Source organism: Polynucleobacter wuianus (assembly GCF_001659725.1).
Classification (GTDB): Bacteria; Pseudomonadota; Gammaproteobacteria; order Burkholderiales; family Burkholderiaceae; genus Polynucleobacter; species Polynucleobacter wuianus.
Window position 1 is genome coordinate 1110132 of sequence record NZ_CP015922.1, and the last position, 14316, is coordinate 1124447.

15 protein-coding genes are annotated in these 14316 nt (G+C 45.0%); 5 read left to right on the forward strand and 10 right to left on the reverse strand.

What is annotated here, in order from left to right; all coding sequences use genetic code 11:
- The first annotated feature begins 1 nt into the window (after position 1).
- Both rdgB and hemW read left to right on the forward strand, forming a co-directional pair.
- The gene (rdgB, locus tag A8O14_RS05825; protein ID WP_068948650.1) at positions 2-592 is read left to right on the forward strand and encodes an RdgB/HAM1 family non-canonical purine NTP pyrophosphatase; all 591 of its coding nucleotides are present in this window, start codon (positions 2-4) and stop codon (positions 590-592) included.
- Positions 558-1781, forward strand: coding sequence for a radical SAM family heme chaperone HemW (gene hemW, locus A8O14_RS05830; RefSeq protein ID WP_407675308.1), 1224 nt, complete (start codon positions 558-560; stop codon positions 1779-1781). Before rdgB ends, hemW begins: the two co-directional genes overlap by 35 nt.
- Positions 1782-1783: 2 nt before the next feature.
- Here hemW and A8O14_RS05835 read toward each other — a convergent pair whose 3' ends face one another.
- On the reverse strand, positions 1784-2581 hold the full coding sequence (locus tag A8O14_RS05835) for an enoyl-CoA hydratase/isomerase family protein (protein ID WP_068948652.1): 798 nt from the start codon (positions 2579-2581) through the stop codon (positions 1784-1786).
- A 9-nt stretch (positions 2582-2590) separates the two neighbouring features.
- Positions 2591-3574 carry a Bug family tripartite tricarboxylate transporter substrate binding protein gene (locus tag A8O14_RS05840; RefSeq protein ID WP_068948653.1) on the reverse strand — a complete coding sequence of 328 codons (984 nt, stop codon included), beginning with the start codon at positions 3572-3574 and terminating at the stop codon, positions 2591-2593.
- Positions 3575-3665: 91 nt separating this feature from the next.
- On the opposite strand from A8O14_RS05840, the gene A8O14_RS05845 reads away from it, so the two are divergent.
- Positions 3666-4877 carry a CaiB/BaiF CoA transferase family protein gene (locus tag A8O14_RS05845; RefSeq protein ID WP_228385118.1) on the forward strand — a complete coding sequence of 404 codons (1212 nt, stop codon included), beginning with the start codon at positions 3666-3668 and terminating at the stop codon, positions 4875-4877.
- On the opposite strand, the gene A8O14_RS11705 is transcribed toward A8O14_RS05845, so the two are convergent.
- The 4 genes from A8O14_RS11705 to A8O14_RS05860 all read right to left on the reverse strand — a co-directional run bounded on the left by A8O14_RS11705 (position 4874) and on the right by A8O14_RS05860 (position 9366).
- Positions 4874-5104, reverse strand: a complete 231-nt coding sequence (locus A8O14_RS11705; RefSeq protein WP_145915356.1) for a peptidylprolyl isomerase — start codon at positions 5102-5104, stop codon at positions 4874-4876. The genes A8O14_RS05845 and A8O14_RS11705 overlap by 4 nt on opposite strands.
- 272 nt (positions 5105-5376) lie before the next feature.
- On the reverse strand, positions 5377-6666 hold the full coding sequence (locus A8O14_RS05850; RefSeq protein ID WP_068948655.1) for a type II toxin-antitoxin system HipA family toxin: 1290 nt from the start codon (positions 6664-6666) through the stop codon (positions 5377-5379).
- Positions 6666-6917 (reverse strand): type II toxin-antitoxin system Y4mF family antitoxin, encoded by a 252-nt coding sequence (locus A8O14_RS05855; protein ID WP_068948656.1) that lies wholly within the window; start codon positions 6915-6917, stop codon positions 6666-6668. Before A8O14_RS05855 ends, A8O14_RS05850 begins: the two co-directional genes overlap by 1 nt.
- Before the next feature lie 337 nt (positions 6918-7254).
- The gene (locus tag A8O14_RS05860) at positions 7255-9366 is read right to left on the reverse strand and encodes an alkyl/aryl-sulfatase (protein ID WP_068948657.1); all 2112 of its coding nucleotides are present in this window, start codon (positions 9364-9366) and stop codon (positions 7255-7257) included.
- Between the two features lie 157 nt (positions 9367-9523).
- Between A8O14_RS05860 and A8O14_RS05865 the strand changes: the two genes are divergently transcribed.
- Positions 9524-10780 carry a patatin-like phospholipase family protein gene (locus A8O14_RS05865; protein ID WP_068948658.1) on the forward strand — a complete coding sequence of 419 codons (1257 nt, stop codon included), beginning with the start codon at positions 9524-9526 and terminating at the stop codon, positions 10778-10780.
- Between the two features lie 84 nt (positions 10781-10864).
- Here A8O14_RS05865 and A8O14_RS05870 read toward each other — a convergent pair whose 3' ends face one another.
- On the reverse strand, positions 10865-11461 hold the full coding sequence (locus tag A8O14_RS05870) for a hypothetical protein (protein ID WP_068948659.1): 597 nt from the start codon (positions 11459-11461) through the stop codon (positions 10865-10867).
- A gap of 204 nt (positions 11462-11665) precedes the next feature.
- Here A8O14_RS05870 and A8O14_RS05875 point away from each other — a divergent pair, with 204 nt between their 5' ends.
- Positions 11666-12313: a GDSL-type esterase/lipase family protein gene (locus A8O14_RS05875; RefSeq protein ID WP_161484809.1), complete on the forward strand. Its 648-nt coding sequence runs from the start codon at positions 11666-11668 to the stop codon at positions 12311-12313.
- Positions 12314-12327: 14 nt separating this feature from the next.
- Here the strand turns inward: A8O14_RS05875 and A8O14_RS11755 are convergent, their stop codons facing one another.
- From A8O14_RS11755 to A8O14_RS05885, 3 genes are read right to left on the reverse strand one after another with little or no spacing between them, the layout of a single operon-like run.
- Positions 12328-12492, reverse strand: coding sequence for a hypothetical protein (locus A8O14_RS11755; protein WP_161484810.1), 165 nt, complete (start codon positions 12490-12492; stop codon positions 12328-12330).
- 2 nt (positions 12493-12494) lie between these two features.
- Positions 12495-13448, reverse strand: a complete 954-nt coding sequence (locus tag A8O14_RS05880; protein ID WP_068948661.1) for a peptidylprolyl isomerase — start codon at positions 13446-13448, stop codon at positions 12495-12497.
- 16 nt (positions 13449-13464) lie between these two features.
- Entirely contained in the window at positions 13465-14289 is an 825-nt protein-coding gene (locus A8O14_RS05885) for a peptidylprolyl isomerase (protein WP_068948662.1), read from the reverse strand.
- Between the last annotated feature and the right edge of the window lie 27 nt (positions 14290-14316).

Sequence of the window (14316 nt, forward strand, 5' to 3'; positions counted from 1 at the left end):
AATGCAAAAGCTCGTTCTCGCCTCGAATAATGCTGGTAAGGTTCGGGAGTTTCAGGCCCTCTTGGCTCCTTTAAACTTTCAGGTGATTCCTCAAGGTGAGTTAGGCATCCCTTCTGCAGATGAACCTCACCACACCTTTGTTGAGAATGCCCTTGCTAAAGCACGCCACGCCAGTGCAGCTTGCGGACTACCAGCTTTAGCAGATGACTCTGGCATTTGTGCACACGCATTAAATGGGCAGCCTGGTGTTTTATCTGCGCGTTATGCTGGTGAGCCTGCCAATGATGTTGCTAATAATCAAAAGCTGATTACAGCACTCAAAGGCAAAAATAATCGCGGCGCCCATTATGTTTGTGCATTAGTCTTTGTAAATAGTGCTAATGACCCAGAGCCCGTCATCGTGCAAACCCGCTGGTATGGCGCTTTGATTGATGATGCGAAGGGTTCTCACGGTTTTGGCTATGACCCCCACTTCTTTTTGCCAGAATTAGGCCTTACCGCGGCAGAGTTAGCACCCGAAAAGAAGAATGCCATCAGCCATCGCGGACAAGCCTTACGTGAGCTCATTACACAATTGCAGTCTCGTGCCTAAGCTACAAGTAAATGCTGTTGTATTAACAGCTCTACCCCCTCTAGCGCTCTACATTCACTTTCCTTGGTGTGAAAAGAAATGTCCTTACTGTGATTTCAATTCACATCAGATTAAAGATGCTTCCGGCGCTGATGGCAAATCTGGCTTTGATGAAAAACGTTATATCAAAGCCTTAATTGCGGATTTAGAAACCGAGCTACCCAACATTTGGGGCAGACAAGTACACAGCATTTTTATTGGGGGAGGAACTCCAAGCCTGCTATCACCCGAAGGCATGGATGAGTTACTTTCAGCGGTACGCGCTCGAGTTCATCTTGAGCCAGATGCTGAGATCACGATGGAAGCCAATCCAGGCTCTATAGAGGCCGATAAGTTTGCCGCCTTTGCCCAGTGCGGCATTAACCGAGTGTCTATTGGTGTGCAGAGCTTTCAGGATGAGCAACTTAAGGCTTTGGGACGTATTCACAATGGTCAGGAAGCGAAGCGGGCCATTCAGATTGCATTAGATCACTTTAAATCAGTGAATTTAGATCTGATGTATGGCCTACCCAACCAAAGTCTTGAAGCGGCAAAGCAGGATGTAGAAACTGCCCTGTCATTTAAGACGCCCCACCTGTCTTTTTACAATCTCACACTGGAGCCCAATACTTACTTCGCTAGCTTTCCGCCTAAGCTTCCCAGTGAAGATGAAGTCGATGCTATCTTTGAACAGAATCTTGATCTCTTGACTAAAGCTGGCTATCAACGCTATGAAGTATCTGCGTATGCCAAGAAAGATCAAGAGTGCAAACACAATCTGAACTACTGGCGCTTCGGCGACTACATTGGTATTGGTGCAGGAGCGCATGGCAAAGTCTCGTTCCCAGGAAAGATTACACGTCAAGTTCGTGAGCGTCATCCCGAAACCTACATGTCGGCCATAGAAAATAAAGGCAATGCCTTAATTGAATCTAGAGAGATCGAGGCCAAGGATCTTCCATTTGAATTCATGCTCAATGTCCTGCGACTAACGAATGGCGTAGATACCAATACCTTTAGCGAGCGTACTGGCTTACCTCTAAGCGTGATGAGCAAGGGATTGGGCGAGGCCAGTAAGAAAGGTTTATTGGATAAGCATCCCAGCAAACTCAAACCTACTGAATTAGGCCTACGCTACCTAAATAATCTGCAAGAGATGTTTTTGGATTGAGCTTATTTGCCCGTCCAAACTGGTGGCTCGCCTTTTAAGAATGAAGCCACACCATTTTTAAAATCCTCACTACCGTAGGTTTCACGAATGAGGTCTTGGCAATCGGGAAGTTGATTGGCAATAATCCTAGCCATCGCCAGCTTGCTCGCTTTTTGGGTAATCGGGGCCAGTTTAGATAAGCGTTCAGCCAGAACATCGGCTTCTTTACTAAGCAGATCTGCATCATGGGTTGCCAGTAAGTAACCCTGAGCATGCAACTCTTTTGCCGAAACCATTTCTGCTAAGAGAAGCATGCGCCGAACAATATTCATACCCATGTGAGCAGCCAACCAGGCGATATTGCCGGGGTAAAGGCAATTACCAAGAGTTCTGGCAATTGGCACGCCAAACTTTGCATCCGGCGTAGCAATCCTAAAATCACAGCAGGTGGCAATGGCAAGGCCACCACCAACTGCCATGCCATCAATCACTGCAATAGTTGGTATTGGAAGAGATGCTAAGGGGTTTAAATAGTCATGTATTGCCTCTTCATAGCGCACACCATCTTCACCATCCTTAAAGCTAGTAAATTGCGCAATATCGCTACCTGACACAAAAGATTTACCACCAGCCCCTCGAAAGATCGCTACGCGGATCGCTGGGTTCTTGGCAATATCTTGGCAGATCGACTTAAGGCTTTCATACATGCCAACCGTCATCGCATTGCGAGCCGCAACATGATCAAAGGTTACATAGGCAATATTGTCGCGCAAGTCAAAGGTGACTTGCGCGACTTTATCTTGCGTCTCTTGTTCTGTCATGAGTACCCATTATTCAGCTTTAATATTGAGGCTCTTGACCAAACGCTGGTACTTTGCCAACTCAGCAGTTAAGAAGAGGCTAAATGCTGCTGGGGTTGTGGGGCCCTCAGGTTGCAAGCCTTGTGAGTCTAGTGTTTTCTTAATTTGTGGATCTGCCATGGCTGCTTTAACTGCTTGGTCGATCTTATTGACTACTGCGGGATCCATACCTTTTGGACCCATAATCGAGTACCAATTGGTGACATCAAAGCCAACAATACCCACTTCGTTAAAGGTGGGAACATTCGGCAGAATCGATAAACGCTTTGGCGTGGAAATGGCCAAAGCTTTCAAGCTGCCATCTTTGATTTGCTGCAAGTTTGGGGGCAAAGTATCAAAGTTCATGGTAATTTGACCGCCCAACAAATCGATAATGGCTTGACCACTGCCTTTGTATGGAACATGGTTGATTTCAATACCAGCAATCTTGCCAAACAATGCACCGGCTAAATGTTGGGTGCTACCAATTCCAGAAGAACCATAAGTCATTTGTCCTGGATTAGCTTTTGCTAAAGAAATCAATTGTGCAACTGAGTTCACCGGCAATGAGGCTTTAACTAATAAGACGTTTGGCACATAACCCAGATAAGTAATGGGTGTGAAATCCGTTGCAGGGTTGTATGGCACATTAGTCAATACAAAAGGTGCAATCGCATTCGAATTAGAGTGCCCAACGAGCAAGGTATAGCCGTCAGGATTGGATTTGGCAATCTGATCTGCAGCAATAGTTCCAGCGGCACCCGACTTGTTTTCCACAATCACGCTTTGCCCAAGAATCTCACTCATTTTTGGAGCGATAGCGCGGGCGACAATATCAGTACCGCCACCAGGCGCAAAGCCAACAATTAATCGAATGGGTTTTGCAGGATAAGTGGGTTGAGCTATTGCAAGCCATGAGGAGGCACCCAGGATAAATGCCAGCAAACTTCGAAGCACCCAGGATTTCAGCAACATAATGTCTCCAATATTGTTTTAATTGTGTTTGATACTATTAGAGCTTCATTCTAAACATATAAAAACCATCGAGACAATGACGAAAACACCTATGAGTGAAGGTTCTAGACCCCTCCCCCTTTCTGGAGTGAGGGTGCTGGATGTGAGCCAAGTGATGGCCGGACCTTACTGTTGCATGCTCTTAGCTGACTTAGGTGCCGATGTCATCAAGATTGAGCCACCTGCTACTGGTGATCAAACTAGAGGTGCGATGGGATTTAAGATGAAGGGTTCAGACAGCATGGGCTTTCTGAATATGAACCGCAATAAACGCAGTTTGACCCTGAATCTCAAAACCGAAGCTGGCAAGAAAGTCTTTTTTGAACTGGTTAAAACAGCAGACATCTTGGTGGAAAACTATCGTCCCGGTGTCATGAAAAAACTGGGCATTGATTACCCTTCACTACAAAAATTGAATCCAGGATTGGTGTACGCCAGCATCTCTGGCTTTGGCCAAACAGGCCCCTGGGCGGATCGTCCTGGGTTTGATTTGATGGCCCAAGCTATGTCTGGCGTCATGAGTGTGACCGGTTACCCCGATGGCCCACCAGTCAAAGCAGGTGTTCCAGTGGCTGATATTGGTTGCGCCCTCTTTGCTGTCTACGGAATTTTATCTGCCTATATTGGCAAAACCAAAACGGGTGAAGGGCAGTTTATTGATGCTTCCTTATTTGATTCTGCTCTTGCGTTTTCAATTTGGGATACCGCGCAATACTGGGGTACGGGTGTTGAGCCCTATAAGCTAGGTACTGCCAATCATATGAGCGCTCCTTATCAAGCTATGAAAGCCTCTGATGGCTATTTTGTGATGGGTGCTACCAATCAAAAACTTTGGAAATTGCTTTGCGAAAAGATTGGTCGTCCAGAACTCTTTGAAGATGCACGCTTTAAAACCAATCCACTGCGTCTAGCTAATCGCCTTGAACTAGCAAGCGAGCTAGAGAAAACCTTTATTACTAAAACGAGTGAAGAATGGGTTACCGCTTTATTAGCCGCAGGCATTCCCGCAGGACCCATCAATACCTACCCAGAAGCATTTGATAGTGAACATGGTCGACATCGTAAGATGCGTATAGAGATTGACCATCCTATTGAAGGCAAAGTTCCCAATATTGGTTTTGCTGTGAAGATGATGGGTACACCACAGCAAGTTCATAGACACCCTCCACTTTTAGGTGAGCACACGGATGAGCTCTTAGCTGAACTAGGATTTGTTGACGACAAACTCAAGGCACTAAAGACAGGCGGTGCTTTTTCTCCTTAGCTCATCACCACTGTTGTTCTCGCCATCAAGGCAGTGATTGCTTCTTGACGTTTATGTTGGAGCAATGCATCAAAGATGGATGCTTTAAGGACGTCATATGTCGGGAGTACAAATGGTCGAATATCCTCAACGCGAATAATATGCCAACCCAGTGAAGTCTGAATAGGTTTTGTTGTGTGCTGCCCTTTTTTTAAATTTAGAACAATTTCATTAAGCGGTATGATAATTTGTAGGTATTACACTCTGGCATGCTGCTTTGCATAATGCGACCACATCAACGGTGATCTATAGTCTTCCGAAAATATAAGTATTCCATGTCATCGGTAATTTTTGATGCTGTCTTACGTGGAATGCCTGCATGACGGGATCCCTTCAATTAAATCCAGATAACTCAAACGGATCATTTAACTCGGTAAAAATTGACAGCTTTAGGCGCATATCTTGAACCGCCACTTTCGCCCACTTAGCGGATGTAAATTTATAGACCATCATTACTTCATTACTCCGCCATTGAGAAACGATTGACTGTTGTTGCGCAACGCCCTTCAATCAATGAAACAATTTTGACAAGGATTGGATGACTCCAGCCCTTAGCCTCAAATTGTGCCTGCAATCCTTTTGCCAAATTAGGCAACTCACCTGCAATCTCCAGCACCCTTCTTTTTAATTGGGGTGCGCCCAATTGTGCCGCTTCAGCCATTTGCCCCCAATGGCGTGCATGCAATTCATCAAAGCGGTATTTGCTACCAATCTTCATTGCCATGCTATCGCTGAGGTCTGGATAGACCGCTGTTGATAACACGTCATAAAGTGGCGCCAATTGAATTCCGATTTGACTGTAGAGCAATGAAAAGTTCTTTGCGTGAGCATCGTTGTTGCCCACCAAGCAATTAAAAATGATGTAGTCCAATAGTCGCAAAAGATTGGGGGCGCTTGGAGTAGTTACCTTGCGTACCAATGCAAATCCATCAGCAATAGTTAGCCCACCCTCATTCTGATATTTAAACTCAGGCGCTACGCCCAATGCCTGACAGAAGTCCTCTTGATGCAATCGTCTTAACTGTCTACCATCAAGAAAACGATCATAGCGCTCTACCAGTAAATATGTTTTATCTTTGGTTCGGCCAATCTTGGCTGTGGCGGCATCTAGCTTTAACTCCCTGGCTAGAGCAAGGCAAAATGCTTCGTTATAGACACTGCCATCAACGCCTGATATCTCAGGTTTAAGAATGTATGAGCTTGGGATATTATTCTTTGGCAGGCCAATTTCAAAATGACTTTGGCCATCTTTGCCCGACACTTCCCTAGCAACTACTGGCAACTTCTCCTGAGCTCCAGCGAGCGATAACCTCAGGCCGGATTCTCCAGCGAGCAATGGTTGCTTATGCAACTTCTCTAGCACTGCAAGCAACTGTTCCTCTTCTAGCCACTCTATTGATTCACTTGCATGCGCTTCTACCGGCGGTGTTTGACCAGGCTCTAGCAAAATCAATGCACCCGCGCACTCGCCCCCAATGCCATCTAGCAATGCGAAATCATTTTTACTCGATACCTTTAAGATGTTCGCTACTGCAGCACGTTTATCACCCTCAGGCAATAAGCCGGCGAAAAAGGGTTTTGCAATCTTGTCACCAAATGGCTCAGCGCGTAACGGCAAGGATTGAGAGAGTGGCTTAGCGTTTTTTGATTCTAGCCATTCAGGTAGATACTGAAAAGATAGGTAGCCTTCATCCTGAGTTAGAGCCCCTACGCGCTCGCCAAAAAACCAGACGTTCAACTCTCGAACCATTAGCGCACCCCATCTTGTTTATTGCCAATGAAAGGGTCCATACCCTCCACGCTTAGTACTCCGCCCAAGGCTTGCAACACTCTCAGAATATTTTCCAATCTAAGAGTGGATTTGCCTGCCTCTAGCTCAACAATGAACCTTACCCCTACATTGGCGGCTAGCGCCAACTGCGGCTGAGTCAATTTCAGGCGCTTGCGTGTCTCACGCACTAAGCGACCTAGATCTAGAGAGTTTTGAATTTGTGTGCTCATAAATATTTCCTGATCGGGAAATTTTACTCTAATTTGCCTATTTTTTCAACATAATTTCCTGATCGGGAAATTTATTGCTTTATTGCTCATATTATAGGCATATATTCCCGATCGGGAAATATTATTTTATTTAATCAATGCTGACTTATAGGAACTCTGCCCTTTCCAGTCTTGCAGGGCATATTCAGATTTATTGCCAAGGATCGCAATCAATGGGCCAAGCTTGTGAAGGATGCAAAACTCCAGGTTGATCTCAACTAAAACAAACATGCTAAATAAAAAAAGGACCGATTATGAGCAATTCATTGAGGTCCTTTTTTATTACCCCCCCTTTTTTTTACTCTCCAGCAGTAATAGCTATCTCTTGCGCAGCAAATGGGTCCTTAGCGGGTTGGGCCACAGGTTTTTGCGCTGCCTTTGGCTTAGTACCTGGCATTAATTCGAAATCCGGCACAAAGACTGTTAAGGTGCTTCTCAACTGATCAAATACCTTACGATCACCATCAAACTGTACCTTTCCCTGCGCTTGCAACTGATCAAAGGTAGTTTGCCCACCCATCACCCGCTCTAAATCACTGCGATTTAGTGTCACAGTCAGATTTGGATTTTTAGCTTGCTGACCCTTTATATTGGTCAATGCAGAATTGCTCATCTCAATGACAAACTGCTCCCCGTTATCCGGTGTGGAAAGATTGATGACAAAATTCATATCTGCCGCCTTTTTACTATCCATACTGATACCAAGGGCGTTTAGCCAAAGTTCGGTTGTCATACCTCTGATCATGTCCGGACCGTTAGTCTTCGGAGAGGCTCCAGTAGGCATCCCATGACGCAACTCGTAAGCAGCGCCTAAGAAACTATTCCGCATACTGGGACTCTCTTTTTGATATCCAATTTGCTCAAAGATATCTGCCAGCAAGTCTTTTGCGGGCACATTATTAGGTTGCGCGTAAACCAATTTATTCACAATCTCCATGGCTTCACGATATTGACCTTTTTTGTATAGCTCTCTGCCCTTAGCCAAGATCTTTGCAGAGCCGCCCATCATCTCCACGTAAAGGGGTGCGGCATCTTTGGGTGACAGCGGTGCCAATGTTGCTGGATTGGCATCCCAATAACCAAGATAGCGATTAATGACAGCGCGACTATTGTGCTCTTCAGAACCGTGATAACTATGAGCAGCCCACTGCTTTTTCAAACTCTCAGGCTGCTTATAGACATTCTGAATCTCGTTAATCGTGACACCATTATTGGCTAAATGTAAAACTTCATTATGTAAATGTGCATAACTATCACGCTGAGTCCGCATGACTTCTTGAATACGCGCATTACCCCAACGAGGCCATGTGTGTGAGGCGAACATCACATCGCTTTCATTACCGTAGCGATACAAAGCATTATTGATATTTTTAGACCAAGCCAATGAATCTCGTACTAAAGCGCCACGTAAGGTGTAGATGTTGTGAATCGTACCGGTAATATTTTCCGCAGCCCAAAATGCCTTAAATTGCGGGAAGTAGGTATTCATTTCGGCTGGCGCTTCCGTTCCAGGGGTATTCTGGAACTCCATTTCCACTCCATCTACAGTCATTTTTTCGTAAGGTTGGTTGATATAAACATTTGGTTCAATCAAGCCTAAATTACCGGCAGCAGTATTCTTGCCAATGGATTGGTCAACGTGTCCAAATGGGCTTCGAGGTAAAAGCACTCCGTATTGAAAATACAGTCTGCGAGTCATTGCATTGCCGGCGTAGACATTCTCCGCAATCGCGTGATCCATAAAGCCAGCAGGAGCAATGATTTTGACTTTGCCGCTCTTAACATCAGCTTCATCCACTACGCCGCGGACTCCACCAAAATGATCGGCATGGGAGTGGGAGTAAACCACGGCTATTACCGGACGTTTGCCTAGTTTTTCATTGACCAACTCAAGAGCGGCTCTAGCAGTTTCTTTTGCAGCTAGGGGGTCAAAAACTATCCAACCCGTATTGGTTTTAATGAAGCTAATATTAGCTAAGTCAAAGCCACGCACTTGATAAATCTTTCCAGGCACCACTTCATAGAGTCCGTAGGCCATATTGAGAATTGCTTGGCGCTGTAATGATGGGTGAACGCTATCAAACTCCTTGCCTTGCAATAGAAAGTCATAACTTCCCATATCCCATGCAACATTGCCAGCATCAGCCATGATTGTTTTGTAAGCGGGAGTAGCAATCAATCCGCGTTTAGATTCTTCAAAGTCGCGCCGATCTTCGAAAGGTAAGGTTTTGCGTAAACTCTTTTGCAACTCGACAGTATATTTTGAGGGAGCATTACCTTTTGCATCAAAATGCTTGCCCTCTAAGGCACCAGGGTCCGAAACCACTCCGCCGCCGCCCGCTGCTAATACATAGCCTGAGCTCATAACGCCAATCGCACAAACAACTGACTTAATAATGCATGCTTTCATATAGCACTCCAATGTAATGATATGTATTTGGGTAAATAAGCGGATCTTACAATTGATCCCAATAATTGAATCTTTTCAGAATACGATAATTATCATTATTTTTAATCTAAAATCAAAGATTACCCTATAGTGACTTTCCTTAAATTAACGAGATTCAATGATGTGCAATATCAAAATAATTGCTTGTGGCGCTCTTTTTCTCTTGCTAACGGGATGCTCCTCTTTAGAGCGCAAATCTGCCATTCCGCCCGACGCCCTAAATAAAGCGCAAATTGCCGGTTTACCCAGCGTCAGATATCTGATTTCAACCCAAGCGGGTATTGATGATTTGGTAAAAGATGTGGTTACCTTAGAGACTACTCGTGGTGTCAAGGCTTTTACAGGGGACGCCAATTACTTGGCCTTGTCAGGTGGTGGTGATGATGGCGCCTTTGGTGCAGGACTTTTAGTGGGTTGGTCAGAGCAAGGTTCAAGGCCCGCATTTAACTTAGTCACCGGCATCAGTACGGGTGCGCTAATTGCGCCATTTGCATACCTTGGCAAAGACTGTGACCCTCTCTTGCGAAAAGTGTATACCGGCATTGGCCCGAGCGATGTCTATATTGAACGCGGTATTTTGTCGGGTATTTTCAGTGATGGTCTTGCTGACTCCACACCCTTATATCAATTGATTTCGAAATATGTGGATGCGCAGTTTTTGCAAAAAATTGCGCTTGAGTACAACACGCATGGCAGATGGTTGCTGATTGGTACAACCAACATCGATGCAGGCTTGCCCGTGATTTGGAATATGGGGCGGATCGCCAGCATTGGCACGCCCGAGGCTTTAGATCTCTTTCGTAAGATTATGCTGGCCTCAGCTTCGATTCCGGGCGCCTTTTCACCGGTGATGTTTGATTTTTTACTCGGCTCAGAAGCTTTTCAGGAAATGCATGTCGATGGTGGAGCGAGTACGCAAGTCTTTTTATACCCTTCCCTAGCAGCAGCCAAGGCTAAGGCAATGGGTATCTCACGGCGCCAGCATCGAGAAGCCTACATTATTCGCAATGCTCGCCTAGATCCGCGCTGGAATGAAACAGAGCGCCGGACCATTAGCGTGGCGGGTCGAGCTATTTCACAATTAATCCAGACTCAAGGAATAGGTGATTTATATCGTATCTACAACACTACTCAAAGCGACAATGTTGGGTTTAATTTAGCCTACATTGGATCTGACTTTAATGAGCCCCACACCCAGGAATTTGACAGCGCCTATATGAATGCCCTATTCCGCTACGGCTACGATCAGGCTGTTAAAGGCTACCCTTGGAAGAAATATCCTCCAGGCTTTCAAGCGGCTTTTGATCATGATGCTACTCCAAAGGAAGCGCAGCAAATTCAGAAACATCATCCGCAAAAATATAAGCCCGATTAAGGAGAGGTGCCGTATTCAGAGATGCTCAGCCATTTTTCAAATATGGCTTCAAGTGTGGCAATTGGACTTAATTTGTGCAGCAGATTACTGGGCTTCACAAAAGTAACCACCATTCGAGATTACTTCCCCCTCAAGATTTTGAGCGGCAGGATGATAGCCAGTGGCCTTAAAAGTAAGCCAAGATAAATCATATTCCGAGCAAGCTAGATCGGCATCCGCTTTCATCTCTGGCGAAATAGGTCCAAATCGAGAAGAGTGATCCCAAGTCAGTCTGTCACTACCGTAGGGATCAGGCACTAAGCGGGGTGCTTGCTCAGAAATAACTGCCCCAACCTGACCACGCATATCCAACCATTCATTAAAGGCCTCCTCAAGACTATGATCCAGATGGTCGCCACCACTGCAGTGCTCCATTTCATGCTCCAAAATTGATTGGGGTGCCCCTTTGGGTATATAGATATCGCAGGTTTGCCGATTGAGGTTGTAAATAGAACACCCAAAAGAAATAGAGCCTAGATTCTTGTTTGCAAGTGGCAAATATTTCCAGCACTGCGCGTTCACCTCTAGAATGGAAGTTTCATGAACGCTAACCTGGAGTTGTGGCCAGCCTTGTACGTGACTTCCAATTGAAGTGCATGACTGTAACAATAGCAATGGAATGTAAGCAAGCAGTTTTTTCATCACATGAACACATCTCTTTCATATTGGATAAAAAATGGTCTTTGTAGCACCTTACTATTCACCTTACTGCGATGACTCCCGCAAGTCAATCGGCATAATGCTTGAAAAATGGGCTCACCCTTGAAAAAATGGACTCTACTCACCTTCTTATTGATGGTGTTTCTTGCCTACCTGATAGGGGTGGCTACAGCTGATCGGCAGAATATGATCCGACTGCACTTGCAAAAACTGCGCAGTCAAGTGATGGGCTATGATTCCGTATTGACAGGAACTTTTTTGATGGATGCGGTTTCAAAAGTCAGACCTCAAAATGAGTTATTCAATACCTTTTCTCCACCTGTAGACGTAGTCATGATTGGCGATTCATTGACGGCAAATGTCATGTGGAATGATGTGTTTCCGAATGTCAAAATCGCCAATCGCGGTATTGGCGGAGACCGCACAGTAGACATTCTGAATCGCCTAGATCCGATACTCAAACTTAAGCCTAAGAAAGCATTTTTACAAGCTGGCCTAAACGATTTTGCTACTGGTGCTTCCGTAGATCAGGCTTTTAATACTTACACAAAGATTGTGCAGCGTTTGCAGAAAAATGGTGTCACTGTATATATACAATCTACTGTTGAATGTTCACGTCTGCGCTGCGGAAAAGAAGTGGAAGATGTCCGAAAACTGAATACCCTACTTCGCCAATATGCCAAAGATAAAAACATCACTTTCATTGATCTCAATCAGCAATTAAGTTCGACTTTACAGGGTTTGCTATCGCAATACACCACCGATGGCAGCCACTTAAATGCGCAAGGCTATGTGCAGTGGAGCAAGGCAATCACACCTTACATATCGCAATAAGATGACTGAGGTAATTAAGTTGTTTTAGTGCGTCTACTTTTTTCTGAGTGTCTGACAACTTTGCTTCTTGCCATCAATGCAGTAATTGCCTCTTGACGCTTACGATGCAATAACGACTCAAACAGAGCCCCTTTAATAGTTTCAAATGCTGGCACAACAAAGGGACGAATATCCTGCACCTTTACAATATGCCAACCCAGTTTTGTGTGAATTGGCTGTGCAGAAAATTGATTTTTTTCAATTTAACGACATGATCATTCAATGGCACAAGGATTTGTGCTGGTATAGCCCAGCCAATATAGCCGCCAAGCCCTCTAGATTGCTGGTCAATCGATTTTTCCTCAGCAAGCGCACTAAACGATACCCCTTGCTGAAGTTGCTCAATCAAACGAATACCCTCCAGCTCGCTCTGGACAATAATCTGTGACAGTAGGTACTCATACGCGTTCTTAGGGTCTTGAGCAAGTATTTGTCGCTTGTTGTATTCCGCCAAGATCTCGTGTTCCTGAATTTCGAATGAGCGGTGCTGTTTCGAAAACCAGATTTCTAGGACAGATTCTTTTTGATCGGCGGTAAATCGATACTGAGAGAAATTGCTGCCATACTCAGTATGGTTAAGATCTTGCGCAATAACTTCGCGCAAAATCATGTCATTCAATATCGTATCGCGATGCCCCATCGTATCGGGCACGCCTTGCGCAACGGCCTGGGCTAATTTTTTTCGATAGTCCCTCAAAGTGATCTTCTTGTCATTAACAGTTACTATAGGCGAAAAGTATTTTCGATAGACAATTAGAAGACCGAGTCCCATCAGTGCAGCTAAGCTAACAATGAAAGCAATAATAATTGTTGTATATCCGCGCTCTTGAGCTTCGGTAGTATGAGTCTGAGGCGCACCCTTTATGACCTCGGGTGATGGCGCAGTTAGGGGCTTTTTCGTAAAAGGGGCTTGAGCCCCTGCACCAGCCCCTGGTGAAAATGAACTACGGTTTTGTGTTGGCAGCGCTGCAGAGCCTGCACTTGTGTTACTAGAAGACTTTGCGGCATGTTTGTTCGCTGCAAACGTCAGGCTATAGACGCCGATCAGAAAGCAGCCAAGCGCTATCTTGATCCAACTCTGAGAAGAACTACCCATGGATTTGCGCAAATAATTAGTTATAAACCTTAGCAACTTTTACATTTTTCATTAAGTTTGCCAAAGCATCTTGCCTGCGTTGCTGAACCAAAGATTGCGCGATGCCGACCTTGGCCTGATCAAAACTAGGCATGACAAATGGTCGAATATCATCCACTTTGATGACATGCCAATAGACTCCAATTTGAATTGGATTTTGTGTTATCTGCCCCCTTAATAAATTGGGGACGACCAAATTAATGGGTGGGGTCAGTTGGGAAGGTAGCACCCAACCTAACATACCGCCCATGGACGCTGTCTTTTGATCGATTGATTTTTGTTTGGCTAAGCTTTCAAAGTTCGTTCCATTTTTTAACTGGCGAATGAATTCATTTGCCTGATCTTCGCTAGTAACAACAATTTGCGATATTTGATACTCTTGCGAGTTTTTTGCTTCCCGACTTAAAGTGACTTGTCTCTCGTATTCCGCTCTGACCTGGGCATCGGTCAATGGGTGAGCTTTAAAGTATTCGGCAAACCAAATCTCTTGCAGAGCATTACTTTGCGCCAGCTCTAATTTAAACGCATTGTTATCGCGCTCCAATAGCTTAGTTTTTTTAACGTCTTGCGCAATTGCTTCACGCGTCACTAAATCATTAAATACCTTATTACGCAGCTCAGGGGTTTCTGGAGCGCCATCGGCAATCGCTTGTCTTAGCCACTTTTGATACTCAGCAGTAGTTAGTTTTACGCCATTCACGCTGGCGAGCGCGGCTTGCGGCTCTGAAAGGTTTTGTGCACCCGCAGAGTTGATAAAGATGAAGAAAGCTAATAGCAGCAAGGCTTTGCAGATTGAATTCATATGAGGACTCATATTGCCTTTCTAAAA

Coding starts and splice junctions, on each gene's coding strand:
- A8O14_RS05865 (WP_068948658.1), top strand. CDS start 9,524: ATGATGTGCAATATCAAAATAATTGCTTGTGGCGCTCTTTTTCTCTTG.
- rdgB (WP_068948650.1), top strand. CDS start 2: ATGCAAAAGCTCGTTCTCGCCTCGAATAATGCTGGTAAGGTTCGGGAG.
- A8O14_RS05840 (WP_068948653.1), bottom strand. CDS start 3,574: ATGTTGCTGAAATCCTGGGTGCTTCGAAGTTTGCTGGCATTTATCCTG.
- A8O14_RS05880 (WP_068948661.1), bottom strand. CDS start 13,448: ATGGGTAGTTCTTCTCAGAGTTGGATCAAGATAGCGCTTGGCTGCTTT.
- A8O14_RS05855 (WP_068948656.1), bottom strand. CDS start 6,917: ATGAGCACACAAATTCAAAACTCTCTAGATCTAGGTCGCTTAGTGCGT.
- A8O14_RS05860 (WP_068948657.1), bottom strand. CDS start 9,366: ATGAAAGCATGCATTATTAAGTCAGTTGTTTGTGCGATTGGCGTTATG.
- A8O14_RS05845 (WP_228385118.1), top strand. CDS start 3,666: ATGAGTGAAGGTTCTAGACCCCTCCCCCTTTCTGGAGTGAGGGTGCTG.
- A8O14_RS05875 (WP_161484809.1), top strand. CDS start 11,666: ATGATCCGACTGCACTTGCAAAAACTGCGCAGTCAAGTGATGGGCTAT.
- A8O14_RS05850 (WP_068948655.1), bottom strand. CDS start 6,666: ATGGTTCGAGAGTTGAACGTCTGGTTTTTTGGCGAGCGCGTAGGGGCT.
- A8O14_RS05885 (WP_068948662.1), bottom strand. CDS start 14,289: ATGAATTCAATCTGCAAAGCCTTGCTGCTATTAGCTTTCTTCATCTTT.
- A8O14_RS05870 (WP_068948659.1), bottom strand. CDS start 11,461: ATGAAAAAACTGCTTGCTTACATTCCATTGCTATTGTTACAGTCATGC.
- A8O14_RS05835 (WP_068948652.1), bottom strand. CDS start 2,581: ATGACAGAACAAGAGACGCAAGATAAAGTCGCGCAAGTCACCTTTGAC.